Annotated in this window: 20 protein-coding genes; 12 read left to right on the forward strand and 8 right to left on the reverse strand. The window is 70.2% G+C overall.

Going from position 1 to position 22,787, the window contains the following annotated elements; all coding sequences use genetic code 11:
- Nucleotides 1-45 precede the first annotated feature (45 nt).
- The gene (locus BIU89_RS10790) at nucleotides 46-1,386 is read right to left on the reverse strand and encodes an alpha-amylase family glycosyl hydrolase (protein WP_254791598.1); all 1,341 of its coding nucleotides are present in this window, start codon (nucleotides 1,384-1,386) and stop codon (nucleotides 46-48) included.
- An 81-nt stretch (nucleotides 1,387-1,467) separates the two neighbouring features.
- Here BIU89_RS10790 and BIU89_RS10795 point away from each other — a divergent pair, with 81 nt between their 5' ends.
- Both BIU89_RS10795 and BIU89_RS10800 read left to right on the forward strand, forming a co-directional pair.
- Nucleotides 1,468-1,866, forward strand: coding sequence for a DUF3253 domain-containing protein (locus BIU89_RS10795; protein ID WP_017888385.1), 399 nt, complete (start codon nucleotides 1,468-1,470; stop codon nucleotides 1,864-1,866).
- A gap of 37 nt (nucleotides 1,867-1,903) precedes the next feature.
- Nucleotides 1,904-3,004, forward strand: coding sequence for an SDR family oxidoreductase (locus BIU89_RS10800; RefSeq protein ID WP_071246488.1), 1,101 nt, complete (start codon nucleotides 1,904-1,906; stop codon nucleotides 3,002-3,004).
- Nucleotides 3,005-3,020: 16 nt separating this feature from the next.
- On the opposite strand, the gene BIU89_RS10805 is transcribed toward BIU89_RS10800, so the two are convergent.
- Nucleotides 3,021-4,094: a spore photoproduct lyase family protein gene (locus BIU89_RS10805; RefSeq protein ID WP_071246490.1), complete on the reverse strand. Its 1,074-nt coding sequence runs from the start codon at nucleotides 4,092-4,094 to the stop codon at nucleotides 3,021-3,023.
- A gap of 44 nt (nucleotides 4,095-4,138) precedes the next feature.
- Here BIU89_RS10805 and BIU89_RS10810 point away from each other — a divergent pair, with 44 nt between their 5' ends.
- Nucleotides 4,139-4,438: a biopolymer transporter Tol gene (locus BIU89_RS10810; RefSeq protein ID WP_071246492.1), complete on the forward strand. Its 300-nt coding sequence runs from the start codon at nucleotides 4,139-4,141 to the stop codon at nucleotides 4,436-4,438.
- Nucleotides 4,439-4,458: 20 nt separating this feature from the next.
- Nucleotides 4,459-4,899 (forward strand): hypothetical protein, encoded by a 441-nt coding sequence (locus tag BIU89_RS10815; protein WP_139178985.1) that lies wholly within the window; start codon nucleotides 4,459-4,461, stop codon nucleotides 4,897-4,899.
- An 80-nt stretch (nucleotides 4,900-4,979) separates the two neighbouring features.
- Here BIU89_RS10815 and BIU89_RS10820 read toward each other — a convergent pair whose 3' ends face one another.
- From BIU89_RS10820 to BIU89_RS10835, 4 genes are all read right to left on the reverse strand, one after another.
- Nucleotides 4,980-6,809 (reverse strand): glycoside hydrolase family 35 protein, encoded by a 1,830-nt coding sequence (locus BIU89_RS10820; RefSeq protein WP_071246496.1) that lies wholly within the window; start codon nucleotides 6,807-6,809, stop codon nucleotides 4,980-4,982.
- Between the two features lie 171 nt (nucleotides 6,810-6,980).
- Complete coding sequence (locus BIU89_RS10825; RefSeq protein WP_173034953.1) at nucleotides 6,981-8,315, reverse strand: ABC transporter substrate-binding protein; 1,335 nt, start codon at nucleotides 8,313-8,315, stop codon at nucleotides 6,981-6,983.
- 97 nt (nucleotides 8,316-8,412) lie between these two features.
- Nucleotides 8,413-9,384 (reverse strand): carbohydrate ABC transporter permease, encoded by a 972-nt coding sequence (locus BIU89_RS10830; protein ID WP_027466151.1) that lies wholly within the window; start codon nucleotides 9,382-9,384, stop codon nucleotides 8,413-8,415.
- The gene (locus tag BIU89_RS10835; RefSeq protein ID WP_027466150.1) at nucleotides 9,381-10,325 is read right to left on the reverse strand and encodes a carbohydrate ABC transporter permease; all 945 of its coding nucleotides are present in this window, start codon (nucleotides 10,323-10,325) and stop codon (nucleotides 9,381-9,383) included. The genes BIU89_RS10830 and BIU89_RS10835 overlap by 4 nt, the downstream gene beginning before the upstream one ends.
- 195 nt (nucleotides 10,326-10,520) lie before the next feature.
- Between BIU89_RS10835 and BIU89_RS10840 the strand changes: the two genes are divergently transcribed.
- On the forward strand, nucleotides 10,521-11,546 hold the full coding sequence (locus BIU89_RS10840) for a LacI family DNA-binding transcriptional regulator (protein ID WP_035808788.1): 1,026 nt from the start codon (nucleotides 10,521-10,523) through the stop codon (nucleotides 11,544-11,546).
- 318 nt (nucleotides 11,547-11,864) lie between these two features.
- On the opposite strand, the gene arfA is transcribed toward BIU89_RS10840, so the two are convergent.
- Nucleotides 11,865-13,370: an arabinosylfuranosidase ArfA gene (gene arfA / locus BIU89_RS10845; RefSeq protein ID WP_071246500.1), complete on the reverse strand. Its 1,506-nt coding sequence runs from the start codon at nucleotides 13,368-13,370 to the stop codon at nucleotides 11,865-11,867.
- 295 nt (nucleotides 13,371-13,665) lie between these two features.
- Between arfA and BIU89_RS10850 the strand changes: the two genes are divergently transcribed.
- From BIU89_RS10850 to BIU89_RS10860, 3 genes are all read left to right on the forward strand, one after another.
- Nucleotides 13,666-15,021, forward strand: a complete 1,356-nt coding sequence (locus BIU89_RS10850) for an extracellular solute-binding protein (RefSeq protein ID WP_027466147.1) — start codon at nucleotides 13,666-13,668, stop codon at nucleotides 15,019-15,021.
- An 84-nt stretch (nucleotides 15,022-15,105) separates the two neighbouring features.
- The gene (locus tag BIU89_RS10855) at nucleotides 15,106-16,077 is read left to right on the forward strand and encodes a carbohydrate ABC transporter permease (protein WP_071246503.1); all 972 of its coding nucleotides are present in this window, start codon (nucleotides 15,106-15,108) and stop codon (nucleotides 16,075-16,077) included.
- Between the two features lies 1 nt (nucleotide 16,078).
- Nucleotides 16,079-16,990 (forward strand): carbohydrate ABC transporter permease, encoded by a 912-nt coding sequence (locus tag BIU89_RS10860; RefSeq protein ID WP_027466145.1) that lies wholly within the window; start codon nucleotides 16,079-16,081, stop codon nucleotides 16,988-16,990.
- Nucleotides 16,991-17,637: 647 nt separating this feature from the next.
- Here the strand turns inward: BIU89_RS10860 and BIU89_RS10865 are convergent.
- Nucleotides 17,638-18,468 (reverse strand): siderophore-interacting protein, encoded by an 831-nt coding sequence (locus BIU89_RS10865; RefSeq protein ID WP_071246505.1) that lies wholly within the window; start codon nucleotides 18,466-18,468, stop codon nucleotides 17,638-17,640.
- Between the two features lie 28 nt (nucleotides 18,469-18,496).
- Here BIU89_RS10865 and BIU89_RS10870 point away from each other — a divergent pair, with 28 nt between their 5' ends.
- From BIU89_RS10870 to BIU89_RS10885, 4 genes are read left to right on the forward strand one after another with little or no spacing between them, the layout of a single operon-like run.
- Nucleotides 18,497-19,600, forward strand: a complete 1,104-nt coding sequence (locus BIU89_RS10870; RefSeq protein WP_231495694.1) for a FecCD family ABC transporter permease — start codon at nucleotides 18,497-18,499, stop codon at nucleotides 19,598-19,600.
- An 11-nt stretch (nucleotides 19,601-19,611) separates the two neighbouring features.
- Nucleotides 19,612-20,763, forward strand: coding sequence for a FecCD family ABC transporter permease (locus tag BIU89_RS10875; protein WP_071246511.1), 1,152 nt, complete (start codon nucleotides 19,612-19,614; stop codon nucleotides 20,761-20,763).
- The gene (locus tag BIU89_RS10880; RefSeq protein WP_071246507.1) at nucleotides 20,760-21,725 is read left to right on the forward strand and encodes an ABC transporter ATP-binding protein; all 966 of its coding nucleotides are present in this window, start codon (nucleotides 20,760-20,762) and stop codon (nucleotides 21,723-21,725) included. The genes BIU89_RS10875 and BIU89_RS10880 overlap by 4 nt, the downstream gene beginning before the upstream one ends.
- 11 nt (nucleotides 21,726-21,736) lie before the next feature.
- Nucleotides 21,737-22,756 carry an ABC transporter substrate-binding protein gene (locus BIU89_RS10885; RefSeq protein WP_027466141.1) on the forward strand — a complete coding sequence of 340 codons (1,020 nt, stop codon included), beginning with the start codon at nucleotides 21,737-21,739 and terminating at the stop codon, nucleotides 22,754-22,756.
- The last annotated feature ends 31 nt before the right edge of the window (nucleotides 22,757-22,787 follow it).

Below are 22,787 nucleotides of genomic sequence, written 5' to 3' on the forward strand. Positions count from 1 at the left end.
GAGCAGAAACGGTCGGGTCCTCGATGGGGACCCGACCGTTTCTGCTCACGATCGCGACAGGACTGCCCAACCCCCGGCCGGGAGGCGCAGGGGCCCGTCGCCGAGATCGGCCCCGCCCGCCTCGACCTGCGTCGCGTCGGCCACGGGCACCTCGACGGGATCGTCCGACAGGTTCAGGGCGGTCACCACGGCGGCGTCCGCCGTCGCGGTCCGCAGCACCACGGCGGTGTTGGTCAGGTGCACGACGTCGGTGTGCGCGCGGTGCAGCCACGGGTTCCGGCGACGCAGGGCGATGAGCGCCTCGTACGCGTGGGTCAGGTCCGTCGGCTCCGGCACCTCGGCCGGGAACTCCGGGCGGACCGCGTCGTCGCCGCCCTCGCGTTCCTCCTTCACCCCGGTCCAGCCGTACTCGTCGCCCGCGTAGACCACCGGGGTCCCCGCCACCGTGAACAGCACCGCGGCGGCGTGCCCGGCGAACCGCTCCCCCACCGCGCTCGCGATCCGGGTGACGTCGTGGTTGCCGACGAACGTCGTCGGGGCGAAGGTGGCCAGCAGCGCGTCGTGCCGCTCGATCGCGTGCGCGAGCTCGTGACCGTTGCGGTCCGCGATGCCGTGCCAGATCCCCTGCCACAGCTCGTACTGGGTCAGCGAGTCCATCGTCGAGTCGCGTGCGATCGCCGCCGTGTCACCGTGGATCACCTCGCCGCTGAACCAGGCGTCCGGGAACCGCTCCCGCACCCGCGGCAGCACCCGCGCCCAGAACGCCGGCGGCACCGCGTACGCCGCGTCGAGCCGCCAGCCGTCCACCCCGCGGTCCAGCCAATGGGTCATGACCTGCACCACGAGGTCCTCGGTGGCGCGGCTGTCGTGGTCGAGCGCGACGAGGATGTCGTGGCCCTCGAACAGCCCGACGGGCACGGACTCCCCCGGCTGCCACCCGGACCAGTCGATGGCGAACAGGTCGGCGGTCGGCGCCTCCGGGCCGTGGTCGGACAACGCGCGGAAGGCCGGGTGCTCACGGCCGACGTGGTTGAACACCCCGTCCAGCAGCACCCGCACGCCCCGCTCGTGCGCCGCGGCGACCAGGGCGTCGAAGTCGGCGTCGTCGCCCAGGCGCGGGTCGATGCGGAAGTGGTCGACCGTGTCGTACCCGTGGGTCGAGCTCGCGAACACCGGGCCGAGCAACAGCCCGTTCAGGCCGAGGTCGACGACGTGGTCGAGCCACGCGGTCGGGCGGTCGAGGCGGTGTTCGAGCGGACGCTCCCCCACCGGTGCCGTCGGACGGACCTCGGCGCCGACGAAGCCGAGCGGGTAGGCGTGCCACCACATCACGTGCTGGACCCAAGCCGGCTCGGACGGACGGGCGGGGACGGTGTCGGGGTTCACCGCTCCGATGCTGCCAGGCGCACCTGGACCGCGTGCGTGGTCGCTGTGCACCGCCCTGCCGGGCAGGACGAGGATGGGGCCATGGGACGGGCGATCAGGACGGAAGCCGATGCGTCGGCGTCGGAGTCGGCACACGCCGAGCGCACCTGCGCCTCGTGCGGGCGACGGATGCCGTCGTCGGCGGCGCCCGAGGCGAAGTGGTGTTCCGGAGCCTGCCGCCGACACGGTCTCGACGACACCGACCGGGCTCTGGAGCAGCGCATCGACGAACTGCTCGCGGCACGGGCGCGGACCTCGAGCATCTGCCCGTCCGAGGTGGCACGCTCGCTGGACCCGGACGACTGGCGACCGCTGATGGAGCCCGCGCGTCGAGCCGCCCGCCGCATGGTCGCGCGCGGCGAGGTCGAGATCACCCAGGGCGGGTCCGTCGTCGACCCGTCGACCGCCAAGGGTCCGATCCGCATCCGCCGTCCGCGGTGAGGGAACACGTGTCGCCCAACGTCGGTTGCATCGAAGGATGACTGCAACCGGATCGACCGAACCGACCCCTGCCCGCCGCGAAGCCCTGGTCGTCGGAGCCAGTGGCATCACCGGTTCCGCCCTGGTGCGCCACCTGCTCGACCTCGGCTGGGACGTGACGGCGCTCTCCCGCCGACCGCTCGCCGAACAGGGCGTCCGGACCGTCGCGGCCGACCTGCGCGACCCGGAGAGCCTGACGGCCGCACTCGCCGACGAGCACCCGACCCACGTCTTCTTCACCGCCTGGCAGCGGCAGGACACCGAGGCCGAGAACATCCGCGTGAACGGCGGCATGGTCCGCGACCTGCTCGTGGCACTGTCGCACGCTCCGCTCGAGCACGTCGCCCTCGTCACCGGCCTGAAGCACTACCTCGGCCCGTTCGAGGCGTACGCCGCCGGCGAGATGCCCGACACCCCCTTCCACGAGGAGGAGCCGCGCCTCGACACCCCGAACTTCTACTACGCGCAAGAGGACGAACTCTTCGCGGCCGCCGAGCGCCAGGGGTTCACCTGGTCGGTGCACCGCTCCCACACGGTGATCGGGCACGCCGTGGGCAACGCCATGAACATGGGCCTCACACTCGCCGTGCAGGCCACGCTGGCGAAGGAACTCGACCTGGACTTCGTGTTCCCCGGCAGTGAGGCGCAGTGGAACGGCCTGACCGACATGACCGACGCCGGCATCCTCGCCGAGCACATGGTGTGGGCCTCGACGTCACCCGAGGGTGCGGACGAGCCGTTCAACATCGTCAACGGTGACGTCTTCCGGTGGCGCTGGATGTGGCCGCGCCTGGCCGCGCACCTCGGTGTCGACCCCGCGCGCGTGATGGGCTACGAGGACGCTCCGCGACCGCTCGAGGAGCAGATGGCGCCGTACGAGTCCGAGTGGGCCGGCATCGCCGAGCGCCACGGTCTCGCCGAGGCCGACATCACCCGGCTCGCCTCGTGGTGGCACACCGACGCCGACCTCGGTCGAGCGATGGAGGTCGTCACCGACATGGGGAAGAGCCGCGACGCCGGGTTCACGGCGTTCCGCCGGACCGAGCAGGCCTTCGCGGACCTGTTCGCCCGGTACCGGGCGGACCGGCTCATCCCCTGATCGGGGAGGGCGCTGATCAGAAGGCGTACCGGATCCGGCACGACGGCAGGTGCTCGGCCACGAGCTCGCGGAAGCGCTCGACGAGCTGCCCCTTCATGCCGGACCGGTAACGCACGTTCACGGCACCGTTCTGGGACACCTTCTGCTCCTGCAGGTCCGGACGCCACAGCAGGTCCTCGGCCTTGGGATGCCACCCGAGGTTGACCTCGTGCAGGGGCTGGTTGTGGGTCAGGAAGATCACCTCGGCAGCGAGCTGCGCCTTGGCGGCCAGGGACAGCACGTCGTCGACCTGCCGGAGCAGCTCGGCCCAGTCCGACTCCCACGTCGGCGTGAGGATGACCGGCGAGAAGTTCAGGTGGACCTCGTACCCGGCGTCGAGGAAGTCGTTCACCGCGGCGATCCGCTCGGCGATCGGACTCGTGCGGATGTCGGTGACCTTCGCGGTCTCGTGCGGCATCAGTGAGAAGCGGATCCGGGTCCGGCCCATCGGGTCCCAGTCGAGCAGGTCGCGGTTGACGTACTTCGTGGCGAACGAGGCCTTGGCCGTCGGGGTCATCCGGAACAGGTCGCAGAGGTCGCGGACGTTGTCGCTGATCATCGCGTCGACCGAGCAGTCGCTGTTCTCGCCGATGTCGTAGACCCAGGCTTCCGGGTCGCACTGGTTCGGTTCGGTCTTCGGCCCCTGCTTGGCGATGTTCCGAGCCACGTGCTTGGTGATCTGGTCGATGTTCGCGAACACCGTCACGGGGTTGCTGTAGCCCTTGCGCCGCGGCACGTAGCAGTAGGCGCACGCCATCGCGCAGCCGTTCGCGGTGGACGGTGCGATGAAGTCGGCGGAGCGACCGTTCGGCCGGGTCACCAGTGACTTCTTCACGCCGAGCACGAGCGCCTCGGTCTTGATCCGCACCCAGCGCTGGACGTTCCGTTCGTCGCCGTGCACCTCGGGGATGTTCCAGTGCGACTCGACCGGGACGATCTCGGCGTCCGGCCAGCGCCCGACGATCTCCTGCCCACGCTGCAGTTCGAGCGCGGCCGGCTCGGCGTAGATGCGTCGGACGTCGAGCATCGGGCGGACGCGTTCGTGGCTCATCGGCTCCTGTCTACCCGGCACCACCGACGGTGCAGACTCGGACCATGACCGCCGAACCCGACGACCACTTCTTCGTCGTGGACGGCCGACGCTGGCGCCGCACCGACCCCGCCCTGCCCGAGGAGCTCGCCGCCGCACTCCGCTCCCACCTGGGGCGCGGGCGCAACGCCGTGAAGACCGCGAAGCGCGCGGGCGACGACGAGGCCCTGGCGGCGGCGCGGCACCGGAACGGCGTGGCCAAGCACGGCCTGGGCGAACGCGGCCCCGAGTGGTGGAGCCGCCCAGAGGCCGACCGGATCGCCGATGCCGAGCAGGCCCTCGCCGACCTGGACACTCTGCCGTGACGACGATCCGTCCACCGCGCTTGGATCGCATCCTGGACCTCATCGTGTTCGGCCCGGTGATGATCGGGACGGGAGTCGCACTCGCGGGCGTGGCCTTCGTACCCGGAGCATCGGCGCGGGTGTTCGTCTTCGTCCTCGGTGTCGCCTTCATCGCCGGCGGGACCTGGGCCACGGCCAGGCTTCGACGCGTCGCCGTGCACCTGTGCGACGACACCCTCCGGTACTCCGGCTTCCTCTCGTCGTGGACCGCACCGCGTGCGGGGATCACCGCGGTGCTCGACGACGCGTTCGTCGAGTGGCGCGACGATCACGGGGCCGAACACCGACGGCAGATCTGGCTGCTGACCCGGGCACGGGAGGACGACGGCACGAAGTTCGCTTCGCTCTGGCGGTGGCGACGCGAGGCATTCCTCGAAGTTCGAGCGTGGGCGGCGGCTCGCGAGGTCCGAAACGTCCCATGACGCCCGCGATGGAAAGCAGAATCGGGCGTACCTGGTCGAAACTTCCGACCAGGTACGCCCGATTCGACCAGGCGGCGCGGTTAGGCCTCGGTGTGGCCCAGGTCGGGCTCGACGAGCAGGCACGCGGTACGGGAAGCGGCGGCGTGCAGTTCGAGCACGACGAGCTCGTTGCGACCGTGGCGGAGCACCGGCCCCGGGATCGCCAGGGTCTGCTGCGGGCCTCGCGACCAGTACCGACCGAGGCAGAAACCGTTGACCCAGGCGACACCCTTCCGGAACCCGTCGAGCGACAGGTACCGGTCGTCCACGGTGTCGAGGTCGAACGAGCCAGCTGCGAACGTCGGTCCGGCGAGCACCTCACCACCGGTCGGAGCGACCTCGGACAGCGCGGTCACGGCGGCCGGTGCGATGGGGTCGAGGGCGAGCGGCGATGCCGTCCACCGGGCAACCGGGACGCCGTCGATCGAGACGCCGCCGATCAGGCCCTTCGGCTCGCCGATGCGGATGCCGTAGTCGACGCGGCCCTGGTCCTCGACGAGGAGCTCGAGCGTGCCGGTCACCGGCGGCAGGGCGATGGCGCGGTCGTGGTGCTCACGTTCCAGGACCCCGACGACGACACCGTCGGCCGACACGATCGCTCGGTCGCGCACCTCGGTGCCGACGGTCAGCACCCCTCCGGCGGGCAGGTCGACCTCGGCGCGGTAGGCGACGAAGCCGCTCGCGGCCCCGAGGGCGTCGAAGGTCGGCGGCTCGTCGTGCGCGGACCACGCCGTGAGCGTGGGCAGCAGGGAACGGAGCGACGCGATGCGGTCCAGACGGACGGCGAGGTCCGTGGCGGGGGTGATCCGGGCCTCCAGGCCGTCGCCGTCCGCGGCATCGGACGCGAGCCGACCCGATCCACCCGGCTCCATCGTCGCGGGCAGCGGCGGGACGGGCGCGTAGCGCGCGATCACCGAGCGGAAGGCGTGGAACTTCGACGTCGGCCGACCGGCCTCGTCGAGCGGTGCGTCGTAGTCGTACGACGTCGCGATCGGACGGTAGACGCCCTTGTCGTTCGCACCGTTCGTGAAGCCGAAGTTCGTGCCGCCGTGGAACATGTAGATGTTCACCGAGCCGCCGGCCGCGAGCAGGACGTCCAGGTCCTCGGCGCTGGCGGACGCCGGCGTGGTGTGGTGGTGCTCGCCCCAGCTGTCGAACCAGCCGTCCCAGAACTCCGAGCACATCAGGGGTCCGGTGGGCTGGGCCTGCCGCAGGCGCTCGAGCCGGGCGGCGGAGCGTGAGCCGAACGAACCGGTCTTGTGCAGCGAGGGCAGGGAGCCGTCCTCGAGCATCGTGCCCATCGGCTGGTCGACGCTCGTGAAGGGGACGGTCAACCCGATGTCGCGGTGCATCTGCTCGAGTGCGCGCAGGTACTCGGGGTCGGAGCCGTAGGCACCGTACTCGTTCTCGACCTGCACCAGGACGATGGGCCCGCCCTGGTCGATCTGCCGCGGGACCAGCACGGGGGCCAGGTGCTGCAGGTACGTCCGGACCGCCGCGAGGAACCCGGGCTCGTTGCGCCGGACGCCCACGGAACCGTCCGCGAACAACCAGTACGGCAGCCCGCCGTTCGTCCACTCGGCACAGATGTAGGGGCCGGGGCGGACGATGGCGTGCATGCCCTCGGCGGCGACGAGGTCGAGGAAGCGGCCGAGGTCCAGGCCACCCGACAGGTCGAACACCCCGGGCGACGGCGCGTGTGCGTTCCAGGCGACGTAGGTCTCGATGGTGTTGAGGCCCATCAGCTTCGCCTTGCGGATCCGGTCGGCCCACAGGTCGGGGTGCACGCGGAAGTAGTGGATCGCGCCGGAGAGGACCCGGTGCGGCTCGCCGTCGAGCAGGAAGTCGGTGTCGCCGATGGCGAAGCGCATGGTGTGGTTCTTTCGTTGCCGGCCGGGCCGGGCGTGGAGCCGAGCCGGGCGTCGAGCCGGGCCGGGCCTGGAGCCGGCCGGGCGTGGAGCCGAGCCGGGCGTGGAGCCGAGCCGGGCGTGGAGCGGGGCCGTGCGGACGTGTCCGCACGGCCCCGCGGGGATGCTGTCGAACTACTTCGACGAGACCGTGAAGCCCTGGTCCTTGCCGTACTTGGCGAGGGCCTTCTGCCAGGCCTCGAGGCCGGCGTCGAGCGAGGTGCCGTTCTCGTACGCCTGACCGACGGTGTCGGCGTAGACGCTGTTCGCGTACACCTGGTAGGGCAGGTAGGTGAAGTCGTTGTCCGAGGACTTCGACGCGTCGACGAGCACCTTGTTGATCTGCTGGCCGCCGAAGTACTCCGGCTTCTCGTCGAGGAACGCCGACGAGTCGAGGTCAGCGGTGGTCGACGGGAAGCCGCCGGACTCCATGAAGACCTTCGTGGACTCCTTCGAGGAGTTCAGCCACTTGAGGAAGCCCGCGGCGAGGGCCGGGTTCTTCGACTGCTTCATGACGACCTGGGCACTGCCGCCGTTGTTCGCGGTCTGGGCGGTGCCACCGTCGTAGGTCGGCATCGGGGCGACGCGCCAGTCACCCGAGGCCTGGGCGACGCCGGACTCCAGGTTGCCGGGCATCCAGGCACCGGTGATCATCGTGGCGATCTCACCGTTGCCGAGCTGCTTGTACCAGTCGTCGGTCCAGCCGACCGTCTTCGAGAGCAGGCCCTGCTCGACGAGCTCGTTCCAGGTGCTCGTCCACTTCTTGGTGCCCTCGTCCTGCAGGTTGATGGTCACCTTGTCACCGTCGGTGGTGAAGGGGGTGCCACCGGCCTGGGCGATCATGCTCGTGGTGAAGCCGGCGTCGCCGGAGTCCGCCGCGATGTAGGCCTTCGGGTCTGCCTCGTGCAGCTTCTTGGCCGCGGTGACGTACTCGTCCCACGTCTTCGGCACGGCGATGCCGTGCTTGTCGAAGACCTTCTTGTTGTAGAACAGCGCCATGGGGCCGGAGTCCTGCGGCAGGCCGTAGACCTTGCCGTCGATCGACACCGAGCTCCAGGTGCTCTTCGCGAAGTCCTTCTCGAGCGAGTCGAAGCCGTAGCTCGACAGGTCGAGCAGCGACTCGGACAGCGCGAACTGCGGCAGGGCGTAGTACTCGACCTGGGCGACGTCGGGGGCGCCCGAGCCGGCCTTGATCGTGTTCTGCAGCTTCGTGTACTGGTCGGCACCGGTGCCGGCGTTGACGAGCTTGACCTTCACCTTGGGGTACTGCTTCTCGAACGCGGCGACCTGGGCCTTCGCCGACGGGGTCCACGACCAGTAGGTCAGGGTGCCACCGTCCTGCAGGGCCTTGTCGATGTCGTCGGCCGATCCGCCGGAGCCGGAGCCGCCGGAGGCGCACGCGGCGAGGGCGATCGCGGCGGTGACGCCGATGGCGAGGGCGCTGAGCCCGCGCCGGAGACGCTTGTTCATGGGAGTGCCTTTCACTTCTTCGTGGAGGGGGTGGTGCTGCTGTGTGCCGGACCGGGCGGCGCGTGGCGGGGTCGCCGTGCGCCTGGTGTCCGAGGGGTCAGGCCTTGACCGACCCGGCCGCGAGGCCGGACTGCCAGAAGCGCTGGAGGAAGAGGAACGCGACCACGATCGGGATGATCGTGAGGAGCGATCCCGTGACGACGAGGTTGTAGATCGGCTGCGCGCCGGACCCGGTGGCCTGCGCGTTCCACTGGTTGAGGCCGACCGTCAGCGGGTACCACTTCGGGTCGCTCAGCATGATGAGCGGCAGGAAGTAGTTGTTCCAGGTGGCGACGACCGCGAACAGCAGGACGGTGACGACACCGGGTGCGAGCAGGCGGAGCGCGATCGTGAAGAAGATCCGGAACTCACCGGCGCCGTCCATGCGGGCGGCCTCGAGCAGTTCGGCCGGGATCGCGTCGACCGCGTAGGTCCAGATCAGGTACATGCCGAACGGGCTGATCAGCGAGGGCAGGATGATCGCCCACGGGGTGTTGGTCAGGCCGACCTGCGAGAACAGCAGGAAGGTCGGGACCGCCAGGGCCGTGCCGGGGACCGCGATGGCACCGAGGACGACGGCGAAGACCGCGCGGCGACCGGGGAACTGGAACTTCGCCATGCCGTAGCCCGCGACGGTGGCGAGCAGGGTGGCCCCGCCGGCACCGACGACGACGTAGAGCAGCGTGTTGCCGAACCACTGCAGGAAGATGCCGTCGTTGTACGTCAGCGTGTCGACGATGTTCTGCCAGAGGTTGAAGTCCCCGCCGAACCACAGACCGAACGTGGAGAGCAGCGACGCCTGCGTCTTCGTGCTGTTCACGAGCAGGTAGAACAGCGGCGCGAACGAGTACACGACGAAGACGACCATGACCGCGGTGAGCAGGCCGGAACGCTTCGGCTTGCGTCCGCCTTCCGCGGTGCGGAGCTGCCTGGAGGCGCGGATCGAGCGGGTGCGCGGCGCACGTTGCGTCGTGGTCGCCTCGGTCACCGTGGCCGCTGCGGGCCCGGCGGGGTGCTGGATGGTGCTCATCGGTTCTCCTCGCGGGTGCCGCGGACCTGGACGACGTAGGCGATCACCGCGGTGATCACGCCCATCACGATCGCGACCGTGGCGGAGTAGTTGAACTGCTGACCGCTGAAGGACAGCGAGTAGGCGTACATGTTCGGGGTGAAGGCGCTGCCGATGACGTTCGGGGCGAGCGTCTTGAGCAGGTTCGGCTCGTTGAAGAGCTGGAAGCTGCCGATGATCGAGAAGATCGTGGCGATGACCATCGGGCCGCGGAGCGCCGGGAGCTTGATCGAGAAGACCGTGCGCATCGGGCCGGCACCGTCGAGCTCGGCCGCCTCGTACAGCTCACCGGGGACGGTGCGGAGCGCGGCGTAGAAGATCAGCATGTTGTAGCCGAGGAACTCCCACGTGACCACGTTGCCGATCGACGTCAGGACCCAGCTCGGGCTGAACGGCTGCAGCAGGTCGATGCCGAGCGCGTCGTTCGCGGCGCCCGTCAGACCGAACTGGTTGCCGTAGATGAAGCCCCAGATCAGGGCCGCGACGACCCCGGGGACGGCGTAGGGCAGGAACACCGCGATGCGGAAGAAGCTCGTCCCCCACAGTCGGGCGCTGTCCAGTGCCAGGGCGGCGACGAGCGCGAGGCCGAGCATGATCGGCACCTGGACGACCAGGAAGATCGCGACCCGACCGAACCCGGACCAGAACTTGGCGTCCTGGAAGAGCTGCACGTAGTTGGCGAACCAGACGAACTGGTTGCCGCCGATGAGCTGATCGCGGAACAGGCTGAGCCAGAGCGCGTAGCCGATCGGCACGATGAGCATCAGGACCAGGACGACGACGAACGGGCCGACGAACAGCCATCCGGTGAACCGTCCCCGCGGCTTGGGGCGGCGGCCGGCGGGGCGCTCGGCGGTGGGGCGCGGTGCTGCCTCACCGGGGCGCGCTGCGAGCGTGCTCATGTGACTCCTTCGTCTGCTGCGTTCGGGTGGTCGATGTCGGCGGCTCGGCCCGGGCCGGATCAGGGTGTCCGGGCGGTCACCGATGTTGACGTCAACATTGAACGACGCGACGATAGCATGGCAACGTCAACATGCGCTAGCGTCCGGGGAGGCCGACCGCTCGGCCCTCGATCCGGAAGGAGCGCCAGCGTGACGATGGAGTCCCCCGCCGGCACCCGCCGCGCCCCCTCGATGGCCGCCGTGGCCGACGCCGCCGGGGTGTCGATGCAGACGGTCTCACGCGTCGCCCGGGGCTTCGACAACGTCAGCCCGGAGACCCGCGACCGCGTCCAGCGCGCGATGGAGTCCCTCGGCTACCGGCCCAACCGTGCCGCCCGCGCCCTGCGCTCCGGCCGCTTCCGCACCATCGGCGTGATCATGTTCACGCTCGCTTCCTTCGGCAACATGCGCACGCTCGAGGCGATCGCCGACGCCGCCGGGGTCGCCGACTTCACGATCACCCTGCTGCCCATGGCCTCGCGCACCGAGGCCGGCGTCCGCTCCGCGTTCTCGCGCCTGCACGAACAGGCCGTCGACGGCGTCGTGATCATCATCGAGTCGCACATCATCGACACCGCCGAGGTCGTGCTGCCCGACGGTGTGCCCATGGTCATCATCGACTCCACAGGCAGCACCGACCACCCCGCGATCGACACCGACCAGGCCGACGGCGCCCGGCAGGCCACGCAGCACCTGCTCGACCTGGGGCACGAGACCGTCTGGCACGTCGCCGGGCCGGAGTCGTCGTACTCGGCAGCCCGTCGTCTCGCCGCGTGGCAGGACACCCTGACGCGCGCAGGTCGGCCGGTCCCCCCGGTGTTCCGCGGCGGCTGGACGACCGAGCACGGCTACGAGGCCGGGCTCGAGATCGCCGCACGACCGGAGATCACCGCGGTGTTCGCCGCAAACGACCAGACCGCCCTCGGGGTCCTGCGCGCCGCACACGAGTCCGGTCGCCCGGTGCCGTCGTCGCTGAGCGTGGTGGGGTTCGACGACTCCCCCGAGTCCGACTCGTTCTGGCCGCCGCTGACCACCGTGCACCAGTCCTTCGACGAGGTCGGCCGCCGAGCGGTCGCGAACCTGCTCGCCCAGATCGACGGCGAGCGCGTCAGCGTCGCGGCCGACCTGGTGCCGGTGCGGCTCGTCGAGCGGGCGAGCACGGCCGCGCCGCCGGCGCGCTGACGGGGCGCGCGTTTCGCGCTCCGCGACACTTCACGCGCGCGCGTCCCCGCGAGGTGTCGCCCAGGCCGTGGAGTCACCACGCGCCGGTCGGGAGGCCCGGTGCCAGGCCGCCGCGGGCCTCCCGGCCGCCGCGCGGGCCACGTCACGGGCCCAGCGACAGTCCACGCGGCCGTCACCCCGTGAGGTGTCGCCCACCCCGTGAACTCGCCCCCGGCGCGCCCGCCGCGCGCGCGCAACGCGCAGAGGACGTCGGGCGCGAGCGCCCGACGTCCTCTGTGCTCACTCGACGCCCGCCGTGGCGTGCGCCGAGGCGTCTTGTCAGCCGATCGAGACGGCGGTCCAGGAGACCGGCGGGAGCTCGATCGTGACGGTGTCGCCCTCGCGGCGGACCGACTCGTTCGTGCGGAGCCCCACGCGCGAGGTGTTCTCCAGGTCGTTCACGGCGTGCAGGTCGTCGTCCCAGACACCCTCGGCGTGGACGTCACCCGTCGCACCGATGCCGGCCAGGTCGATCGTCACCGTGGTCGGCTCGGACGGGTGGCGGTTGATCAGGAAGACCGCTGCCTTGCCGTCCTCGGACACGGTGGCGGCGGAGTCCACGACCGGGACCTCACCGTGCTTGCCACCGTTGACCGTGTCACCCGAGGCCTTGACCTGCAGCGAGGTGCCCTGCGCCAGGCGCGAGGTGACCGAGAACGGGAAGAAGGTCGTCTGGCGCCAGGCCGGACCACCGGGCTCGGTCATGATCGGGCCGATCACGTTGACGAGCTGGGCGAGTGAAGCCGAGGCGACGCGGTCGGCGTGGCGGAGCAGCGAGATGAGCAGGCCACCCACGACGACGGCGTCGGCGACGGTGTAGACGTCCTCGAGCAGACGCGGTGCGACGGGCCACTCGTCGAGCGTGAAGGTCTTGGCCTTCGCCTCCCACTTCTTGATCGACCAGACGTTCCACTCGTCGAACGAGATGTCGATGCGCTTGTCGGACTTCTTCTGCGCCTGGACGTGGTCGGCGGCCGTGGTGACCGTCTTGATGAAGTGGTCCATGTTGGCGCCGGAGGCGAGGAACGACGGCAGGTCGTCGTCCTCCTCGTAGTAGGCGTGCGCGGAGATGTAGTCGACGTCGTCGTAGGTGTGCTCGAGGACGGTGCGCTCCCACTCACCGAACGTCGGCATCGACGCCCCCGAGGAACCGCAGGCGACGAGCTCGAGGTCGGGCTGGATCTGCCGCATGGCCTTGGCGGTCATCGCGGCGAGCTTGCCGTAGTCGTCGGCGTTCTTGTGGCCGAGCTGCCACGGGCCGTCCATCTCGTTGCCGAGGCACCACATCTTGATGGCGAAGGGTTCCTGGCGACCGTTCGAACGACGGTATTCGGACAGTGCGGTCCCGGCGTCGATGTTCGCGTACTCGAGGAGTTCGATCGCCTCCTGCGTGCCGCGGGTGCCGAGGTTCACGGCGAGCATGAGCTCCGAGCCGACCTGGTCGAGCCAGTGCTGGAACTCGTGCAGGCCGACCTCGTTCGTCTCCGTCGAGTGCCAGGCCAGGTCGAGGCGGCGGGGGCGCTGCTCGACGGGGCCGACGCCGTCCTCCCACTTGTAGCCGGAGACGAAGTTGCCACCGGGGTAGCGGATGGCGGAGACGCCGAGTTCCTTGACGAGTTCGACGACGTCCTTGCGGAAGCCGTGCTCGTCGGCGGTCTCGTGGGTGGGCTCGTGGATGCCGTCGTAGACGTGGCGGCCGAGGTGCTCGACGAACCCGCCGAACAGGCGACGTCGCACCGGCCCCACGGTGAACGCGGCGTCGAGGACGAGGTGTGTGCGGGGCATGGATCTCCTTCGATCGTGGCAGTGCGGTTCGTGCGGGGAGCGGATGGGGCCACGGACGGGAACCGAAGCGGGCCGTCACGAAAGTGAGCGCTCACCTGACAGAAACGCTACCGGGTTCCACGCCGTCGCGAAAGGGGTGGCGGATGCCGGGAGCGAGCGCTAATGTGAGCGCTCACGGAGCACCGGAAGGTTGTTCCGTGTCCGGAGCAGCAGTGCTCCGGGTCCGGAGCAGCGATGCTCCGGCGGGAGCACCGACCCTGTTCCCGAGCCCGGCCCATCCCGATGGAGTGATGCCATGCCGATCCCACCCGCAACACCCGCGTCGCGCCTCTCGCGCCGGGGATTCCTCGCCGCCGGTGCAGCGGCCGCGACGGTCCTGCCGCTCGCCGCCTGCTCGAGCCCCCTCGCCGCCGGCCTCGCCGGAAGCGCACTCAACCCCGAGACCCTCGTCTTCTGGAACCTGTTCGGCGGCGGCGACGGCGTCCGCATGCAGGCCATGGAGGACGGCTACGCGAAGCAGCACGGCGGCTCGAGCGCGCTGCAGGGCACCACGTTCGCGTGGGGCAACCCGTACTACTCGAAGCTGACACTGGCGACCGTCGGGAACAAGCCGCCGGACGTCGCGGTCGCGCACCTGACCCGCGCGAAGCCACTCTGGGACGGTGACCTGCTCGACCCGATCACGTCCGACGACCTGGCGAGCGTCGGCCTGAGCGCCGCCGACTTCAACCAGAAGGCCTGGGCGGCGCAGAAGACCGACGGCAACAACATCGCGGTCCCGCTCGACACCCACCCCTTCGTCCTCTTCTACAACGTCGACGTCTGCAAGAAGGCCGGCCTGATCGACGGCGACGGCAACCTCGTCGACCTCAACGGCATGGACAACTTCGAGAAGGCCCTCGCCGCGGTCGCCAAGGTCACCGGCGGCACGGCGCTCAACGTCGCGAACGTGGTGCCGGAGACGGCCACCCCGTGGCGCTTCTTCTGGACGATGTACAACCAGCTGAAGGACGCCACCCCGTTCATCAGCGACGGCGGATCGAAGCTCACCGTCAACGAGGACGCCTACAACGAGGTCACGAGCCGTACCCAGAAGTGGGTGAAGGAGGGCTGGCTGAACAAGGCCCTCGACTACGCCACCGCGCAGTCGCTCATGTTCGACGGCAAGGCCGGCTTCTTCATGCAGGGCGAGTGGGAGATCAGCACCGCGCAGTCGATCAAGGGCCTGAACTTCGGCATGGCGCCGATCCCGCAGCTCTACGACAAGCCGGCGACCCAGGCGGACTCGCACACGTTCGTCCTGCCGAAGAAGGCCCGCACGCCGGAGCAGCGCAAGCAGCACATGCTCTTCATCAAGCAGATGCTCGAGCAGAGCCTGACGTGGGCCGAGGGCGGGCACGTGCCGGCCTACATCCCGACGTTCGACAGCGCCGCCTACAAGAAGCTCACGCCGCAGTCGAACTACGCGGCCGCAGCCGAGACCGCCGTGTTCGACGACGCCGCCTGGTACGGCGGTTCGGGTTCGACGTTCGAGGGCACGGTGGGCGCCCAGCTCGCCCTCGTGCAGCAGGGCAGCTCGTCCCCCGCGCAGGCCCTCAGCGCCATCAAGTCGCAGCTCGCGACGTACCTCAACACCCCGAGCCCCCTGTGACCCGGCACGCAACCGCCCGGCGGGACCACCCCGGGCAGACGACCCCCGCGATCGCCGTGAACACCGCGCGAAAGGCACGATGACGTGACCACAGCACCTGTCCTCGACCGGCCGACCGACGCGGCCACCGCGCCGCGTCCCCGCCGGAACCGCTCCTACGGCTCCAGCGTGAACCGCGGCCAGGGCCGCAGCGGCTGGCTGTTCCTCGCCCCGTTCGGCCTGTTCTACGTGGCCTTCCTGCTCGGTCCGACGGTCTGGATGATCGTCACGAGCTTCTTCAACACCTCGACCGTCCGCACCGGGCTCGGCAGCTTCGCCGGGTTCGCGAACTACGCCGAGATGCTCGGGCGCAGCGACTTCTGGTCGTCGCTCTGGCACACGCTGCAGTTCACGCTGTACACGACCCCGCCGCTCGTCATCCTGGCGTTCGTGTTCGCCGTGCTCACGAACCGGATGAACCGCGGGCAGTGGTTCTTCCGCCTGGCGTTCTTCCTGCCGTTCATCCTGCCGTCGGCGACGATCTCGCTGATCTGGGTGTTCATCTTCACGCCGAGCACCGGTCTGTGGGCGAGCCTGCAGTCGGCGATCGGCATGACGCCCGGCTCCGGCATGCTGTCGAGCCCGAACACGGCCATGATCGGTGTCGCGATCGCCACCGTGTGGTGGACCCTCGGCTTCAACTTCGTGCTCTACCTGGCCGGTCTGCAGGAGATCCCGCGCGAACTGTACGAAGCAGCCGCCGTCGACGGTGCGTCGAACTGGCAGCAGATCAAGTCGATCACGCTCCCCCTGCTCGGCCGCACGACGACGCTGGTCGTCCTGCTGCAGATCATCGCGAGCCTGAAGATCTTCGACCAGGTCTACCTGATGACGAACGGCGGGCCGGGCATCTCGACCCAGGTCTCGCTGCAGCTCATCACCGGCGTCGGCTTCACCGACAACCGGCTCGGTGCCGCATCGGCCGCGTCGGTCCTCCTGTTCATCGTGATCGTGGCGATCGCGATCATCCGGCAGCTCGTCGAGCGCGCTGCCGCCAAGCGAGAGATCGGGGCCTGACATGACCGCCACCGAGAGCATCACCACCGGCCGCAAGCTCCGCACCGGCGTCTCGTCCGCCGCTCCCACGAGCGCCGCGAAGATCGGCGTCAGCGGTCGTGGCTTCACGATCGCGTCGGGGATCGTCCTGACGATCTTCGCGATCATCTGGCTCATCCCGAGTGTGTTCGCCCTGAAGACGTCGCTGTCCGACAACGGCGTCGCCGCCCTCGGCGCGAACGCGATCCTGTCGAACTGGAACCCGACGCTGCACTCGTACTCGTCGCTGTTCCAGGCCGGCGACATCTGGAACTGGTACCTCGCCAGCGCCATCACGAGCGTCGTCACCGCGGCACTCACCGTGCTGTTCGCGTCGATGGCGGCGTTCGCGCTGTCGCGGCTGGTGTTCCGCGGCCGCAACATCGCGTTCCTGCTCATCATCCTCGGGATCATGATCCCGACGCAGGTGCTGATCATCCCGATCTTCCAGGAGCTCAACGCGGTCGGCCTGCTCAACACCTACTGGTCGGTGATCTTCCCGCAGGTGCCCGCCGTGATCGCGGTGTTCATCTTCAAGCAGTTCTTCGACGGCATCCCGAAGGAGCTCGAAGAGGCGGCGCGCATCGACGGCGCCGGCATCTGGAAGGTCTACTGGTCGGTCATCCTGCCGCTGTCGCGTCCGGTGATCGCGGCCGTCACGATCCTGACCTTCGTCGGGGTGTGGAACAACCTGCTGCTGCCGCTGTTCGTGCTGTCCAACCCGGACCTCATGACCATCCCGGTCGGGCTCGCCACGGTCCAGGGCAGCTTCGGGCAGCGCTACGCCGACATCCAGGCCGGTGCGATCCTCGCGGCGCTGCCGCTGATCATCCTCTACCTGATCTTCCAGCGGCAGATCGTGGAGGGCGTGACGGGCTCGGGCCTCAAGGGCTGACGCCACCCCACCACGGACGGGAGGCCCGGTGCCAGCTGGCACCGGGCCTCCCGTCCGTCCGTTGGTCGCGTCGCGTGCGCGACGCGGCTGGCGAGAGCGGGCGTACCTGGCGGAATCGGGCGTACCTGGGCAGAAGTTCTGTGGCAGTACGCCCGAAAGCACCAGGCAACGCGCGCGCCAGGGGAAGGACCGGGCGTAGCGGGCGGAACCGGGCGTGCCTGGTCAGAACGGGGCGTACCGGGCCGAACCGGGTGTACCTAGCGCGACCGGGCGTACCTGGGCAGAACGGGCGTACCCGGGCAGGAGTTCTGTGGCGGTATGCCCGAAAGCACCAGGCAACGCGAGCGCAAGGGGAAGGACCGGGCGTACCTGTTCAGAACGGGCATACCTGGCGTGACCGGGCTTACGTGGGCAGAACGGGCATACTCGGGCCGAAGTTCTGTGGCAGTACGCCCGAAAGCACCAGGTACCGCGCGCGCCAGGGGAAGGACCGGGCGTACCTGGCAGAACCGGGCAGACCTGGCAGAACCGGGCACGACTGGCGGGACCGGGCGTACCTGGCAGAACCGGGCATACCGGGGCGGAACGGGCGTACCTGGGCAGAAGTTCTGTGGCAGTACGCCCGGAAGCACCAGGCGCCGCGCGGGTCAGGCGGGGACGGAGACCTTCGTCTCGTGCTTCCAGAACCCGGAGAACGTGATGCGCGACTTCGGCAGACCCGCACGGTGCAGGTGGCGGCGGCCCTCCGTTGCGAGGCGCGACTCCCCCACGACGAACGCGTAGCCCTGGTCGTCGGACGGCACGTGCCGCTGCAGTTCGGCGAGGGCACCACTGCCTGGGACGGTACCCGGCTGCCGGACGATCCACGTCACCTGCACGCCGGTGGGGGCGTCGAGGTCGCGGATGTCGGCGGCGGTCGGGACCTCTTGGATGATGCGGCCGACGGTGTCGCGCGGCAACGAGGCGGCGATGCCGACGACGCCGGGCAGGCCGGTCTCCTCGGCGGCGACGACGACCTCGCTGGTACCGGCGGGGACATCGAAGATGCAGCCCTGGTCGAGCATCGCGAGCTCCTCGCCGGGACGTGCGGCGCAGGCCCAAATCGCGGCGCGGCCCTCGAGCTCGCCGCGGTGGTCCAGGTGCACGACGAAGTCGATGTCGAGCTCGGCGGTGCCGTCGGCGAGCAGGCGGTACGCGGCGACGGTGTAGTTCGCGCAGTGGGGGCGGACGTCCTCGGGGATGCCGAGGAACGTCGGCCACCACTTCTTGCCGTCCAGGTCGGGCATCCGGAAGGCGTCCTGGTCGGGGCGTCGGACGAACAGGCGGAACCAGTGGTCGAAACCGAGGTAGCCGAACTCGTGCAGGTCGTCCCCGGTGACGGTGACACGCTGCATCGAGGGGGTCACCCGCTGGGTCCGGAGGACACGGGCGCGGAAGAGCCGGGGGTTCGTCGGCAGGAGCCGCGGGGTCTTCGCCATGAGGCAAGGCTAACCTAAGATGACTTCCGTGCCAGCCCCCAATCCCGTTCTGGCTTCCGGTCCGGAGGCCCCCGAACCCGACGCGTCCCGAGCCCGAGCCGGCGATGCGTCCCGCGCCCTCGGCGTCCACCGGACCGCGATGCGGCGGCGGACCGCGGTGATCATCGGACTCGTCGTCGCCCTGGTGCTCGTCGCCGTGGCGAGCATGCTGCTGGGCAGCAACCGCATCGGTGTCGCCGAGGTGTGGGCGGGGCTCACACGCTCCGGGTCGAGCACCGACGAGGCGATCGTGTGGGGCTCCCGCATCCCGCGCACGCTGATCGGTGCTGCGGTCGGTGCGGCTCTCGGCATCGCCGGACTCCTCATGCAGGGACATACCCGCAACCCGCTCGCCGACCCCGGCCTGTTCGGCGTCTCGTCGGGAGCGGGGCTCGCGGTGGTGCTCGGCGTCTACGTGTTCGGGGTGACGAGCACGAGCGCGACCGTCTGGTTCGCCCTGGTCGGGGCCCTGGTCGCCAGCGTCGTCGTCTTCTCGGTGACCATCGCCGGCAGCGGCACGGCCAGTCCGGTTCCGCTCGCCCTCGCCGGGGCCGCGGTGTCGGCACTGCTCGCCGCCCTGACCTCCTTCGTCGTGCTGACCGACCAGGCCTCGCTCGACGCGTACCGGCTCTGGGTCGTCGGATCGCTCGCCGCACGACAGCTCGACATCCTCGGGGCGGTGTGGCCATTCCTGGCCGCCGGGCTCGTGCTCGCGGTGCTGAACGTCCGCGCCCTCGACGCCCTCGGGCTCGGGTCCGAGCTGGCGAAGGGGCTCGGCGAGAACGTGCTCGTCGCCCGGCTCGTCGGCCTGGGCGGGATCACGCTGCTCGCCGCCGGCGCCACCGCTGCTGCCGGCCCGATCGGCTTCGTCGGCCTGACCGTGCCGCACGTCGCCCGCGCGCTCGTCGGCACAGGACACCGCTGGACCCTGCCGGTCTCCGGTCTGGTCGGCGCCGCCCTCGTGCTGCTCGCCGACGTCATCGGTCGCCTGATCGGCGGGTTCTCCGAGGTCGAGGTCGGCATCGTGCTCGCCGTCATCGGTGGCCCCGTGTTCGTCGCCGTCGCCCGTCGCCGATCGCTGGTGTCGCTGTGAGCGGGGCAGCGGTGCGCAGCACCGGCAGCACGCCCGGCAGCACCGGCAGCACGCCCGGAAGCACGCCCGAGACCACCACGCCGGGCACGCCCACCCCCGCTGCCCACACCCCCGGCCGCGCCGGCATCCGCATCGGCCCCGTCGGCCTCGCCTGGCGCCCGCGGGTGTTCTGGTACACCGTCGGGTCGCTCGCCACCGTCCTGGTGCTCATCGTGATCGGGACTGCGGTCGGCTCGACGTGGATCGCTCCCGGGGTCGTCATCAGGTCCCTGCTCGGCCTGGAGTCCGGTCCGGACGCCTTCATCATCACCACCCTGCGCCTGCCCCGCGTGCTCACCGGCGCACTCGTCGGCCTGACGCTCGGGGTCGCCGGGGCGCTCACCCAGACCTTCACCCGAAACCCCCTCGGGACCCCGGACATCATCGGTGTCACCGCGGGCGCGAGCGTCGGTGCGGTCGCGGCCATCGTGCTCGGCGGCGGGACGTACTCGGTCTCGTCCCTGCTGCTCGGTGGCGGGATCCCGGTGGCTGCCACGATCGGCGCCCTGGTCGCTGCGGTCCTGGTGTACGGCCTGGGCTGGCGCGGCGGTGTGCAGAGCTACCGGCTCGTGCTGGTCGGCATCGGCGTGAGCGCGACGCTCGACGCCGTGACCAGCTACCTGCTCGTCCGCGCGAAGATCACCGTCGCCACCGCGGCGTCGCAGTGGCTCGTCGGCAGCCTGTCGAGCACCTCGTGGGAGAGCGTCTGGCCGCTGCTCGTGGTGGCCGTCGTCGCGGTGCCGATCGCACTGGCGACGAGTGCGGCGCTCGGCATCGGGCAGCTCGGCGACGAGGTCGCGACGGGCGTCGGTCTCGGCGTCCAGCGGCACCGGCTGCTCGTCATCGCGCTCGCGGTCGTGCTGACCGCCGCCGCCGTGGCCGCCGCGGGGCCGGTCGGCTTCGTCGCGTTCGTCGTGCCGCAGGTCGGGCTCCGGCTCGCCGGCACGAACCGGCCGCCGCTGCTGCTCGCCGGTGCCCTCGGCGCCGTGCTCGTGCTCGCCGCCGACCTGCTGTCCCGTTCCGCGTTCCCGTGGCAGGTGCCGGTCGGCATCATCACCACCGTGATCGGGGCGCCGTACCTGATCTGGCTCCTCGTCCGTCACCGCAAGGAGATGTCCCGATGACAACACCGCACCAGCAGCAGCACCCGCACGAGCACGAGCACCAGCACCAGCACCAGCACCAGCACCACACCCCCGTCCTCGAAGCCACGGCCCTGTCCGTCGGCTACGACCGCCAGCCCGTGCTGCGCGACCTGGACCTGCGCATCGAACGCGGCACCGTCACGACGTTCCTCGGCGCGAACGGCTGCGGCAAGTCGACGCTGCTCAAGGCGTTCGGCCGCGTGCTCAAGCCGCAGGCCGGCGAGGTCCTGCTCGACGGCACCCCGATCCGCAGGGAGCCGAACCGCCAGGTGGCCCGCAAGCTCGCGATCCTGCCGCAGTCCCCCGTCGCCCCCGCGGGAACCAGCGTCCTCGACCTGGTGATGCGCGGCCGGAATCCGCACCAGTCGTGGGCGAAGCCGTGGACCGCCGAGGACGCGGCCGTCGCCGAAGAGGCCATCGCCGCCACCGGTCTGACCGAGGTCGCACACCGCGACGTCACGAGTCTGTCCGGCGGGCAGCGCCAGCGCGCCTGGATCGCCATGGTCGTCGCGCAGCAGGCCCAGACGCTCCTGCTCGACGAACCGACGACCTACCTGGACCTCGCGCACCAGCTCGAGGTCCTGCGGCTCGTCCGGCGGCTGAACCGCGAGCAGGGTTCGACGATCGTGATGGTGCTGCACGACCTGTCGCTCGCGGCGCGGTACTCCGACCGGCTCGTGGTGCTGCACGACGGCGGGGTCGTGGCCGACGGCACACCCCACGACGTCCTCACCCCGGCACTGCTCGAGCAGGCGTTCGGTCTGCACGCCCGGGTGTTCGCCGACCCGGTGACCGGTGCGCCGATGATCGTGCCCGAGGCGGACGAGCACGACCCCGTGCCGAGTGCCCCGGCGGAGCACACGGCCCCGAGCGCCCCGACCGAGCACACGGTCCCGACGAAAACCGAAGACGTGCTGGCGAGTGCCGCGAACTTAGGTTAGCCTCTCCTAACGTGAAGACCTCCCGACGTGGCCACCTGCGCGCCGCCCTCCTGACCTCCGTGACCGTCTCGGCACTCCTCCTGACCGGCTGCTCGAGCACCGGCAACTCGAACGACTCCGACTCCGACGGCGGCACCGCCGCGTCGAAGGCGTGGTCGTACGAGGACGCCACGGGCGCCACCGTGAAGGTCGACCACACGCCGAAGCGCGTCGTCGTGCTGAACGACATCGCCCTGTCGTTCATCGAGTACGGCCTGAAGCCCGTCGGCACCTTCGGGCAGCTGACGATGGCGAAGGACGCCCGCTTCGAGGGCCTGGACACCGACGGCATCACGCAGCTCGGCACCGCCTACGGCGACATCGACCTCGAGAAGCTCGCCGCACTCAAGCCCGACCTCGTCGTCACGTCGGTCTACCCGACCGACGCCAAGGGCACGCTCGACACGAAGCAGCCCGGCTACGGCTTCAAGGACACGGCGCAGGAGAAGCAGATCGAGGCCATCGCGCCGGTCGTCCAGGTGAAGTGGGGCGGCAAGGGCGAGGACGTCATCGAGAAGATCGCTGAACTGTCCGAGTCCCTCGGCGCGAAGGAGTCGACGGTCGACGCCGCCGAGAAGCGCTTCGACACCGCGGCCGACGAGCTCGAGAAGGTCTCCAAGGAGAAGGACCTGTCGGTCGTCTCGATGTACGCCGACGGTGACGGCGCCTACGTCACCCGCCCGACCGACGAGCCGTCGCTGCAGATGTACGCGTCGTACGGGGTCGACTTCGTCAACCCGAAGCCCGAGGGCTTCTACTGGGGCATCTACTCGTGGGAGAACGCCGGCCAGATCACCGGTGACGTGCTGCTGCTGTCGCAGCAGGGCTACCAGGTCGCCGACCTGGAGAAGCAGCCGACCTTCGCCGACAACGCCGCGCTCGAGGCGGGCCAGGTCCACAGCTGGACGTTCCCGGCCCTCGACTACGCGTCGCAGGCCGACTACATGACCAAGCTCGCGGGTTGGCTCGAGGACAGCAAGAAGCTGTCCTAGGACCCACGCCCACGGCGGCCTGGAGGCGCGG

The organism is Curtobacterium sp. MCBA15_005, assembly GCF_001864855.1.
Classification (GTDB): Bacteria; Actinomycetota; Actinomycetes; order Actinomycetales; family Microbacteriaceae; genus Curtobacterium; species Curtobacterium flaccumfaciens.

Coding starts and splice junctions, on each gene's coding strand:
- BIU89_RS10835 (WP_027466150.1), bottom strand. CDS start 10,325: ATGAGCACGCTCGCAGCGCGCCCCGGTGAGGCAGCACCGCGCCCCACC.
- BIU89_RS10820 (WP_071246496.1), bottom strand. CDS start 6,809: ATGCGCTTCGCCATCGGCGACACCGACTTCCTGCTCGACGGCGAGCCG.
- BIU89_RS10830 (WP_027466151.1), bottom strand. CDS start 9,384: ATGAGCACCATCCAGCACCCCGCCGGGCCCGCAGCGGCCACGGTGACC.
- BIU89_RS10850 (WP_027466147.1), top strand. CDS start 13,666: ATGCCGATCCCACCCGCAACACCCGCGTCGCGCCTCTCGCGCCGGGGA.
- BIU89_RS10810 (WP_071246492.1), top strand. CDS start 4,139: ATGACCGCCGAACCCGACGACCACTTCTTCGTCGTGGACGGCCGACGC.
- BIU89_RS10825 (WP_173034953.1), bottom strand. CDS start 8,315: ATGAACAAGCGTCTCCGGCGCGGGCTCAGCGCCCTCGCCATCGGCGTC.
- BIU89_RS10880 (WP_071246507.1), top strand. CDS start 20,760: ATGACAACACCGCACCAGCAGCAGCACCCGCACGAGCACGAGCACCAG.
- arfA (WP_071246500.1), bottom strand. CDS start 13,370: ATGCCCCGCACACACCTCGTCCTCGACGCCGCGTTCACCGTGGGGCCG.
- BIU89_RS10805 (WP_071246490.1), bottom strand. CDS start 4,094: ATGAGCCACGAACGCGTCCGCCCGATGCTCGACGTCCGACGCATCTAC.
- BIU89_RS10800 (WP_071246488.1), top strand. CDS start 1,904: ATGACTGCAACCGGATCGACCGAACCGACCCCTGCCCGCCGCGAAGCC.
- BIU89_RS10795 (WP_017888385.1), top strand. CDS start 1,468: ATGGGACGGGCGATCAGGACGGAAGCCGATGCGTCGGCGTCGGAGTCG.
- BIU89_RS10860 (WP_027466145.1), top strand. CDS start 16,079: ATGACCGCCACCGAGAGCATCACCACCGGCCGCAAGCTCCGCACCGGC.
- BIU89_RS10840 (WP_035808788.1), top strand. CDS start 10,521: ATGGAGTCCCCCGCCGGCACCCGCCGCGCCCCCTCGATGGCCGCCGTG.
- BIU89_RS10865 (WP_071246505.1), bottom strand. CDS start 18,468: ATGGCGAAGACCCCGCGGCTCCTGCCGACGAACCCCCGGCTCTTCCGC.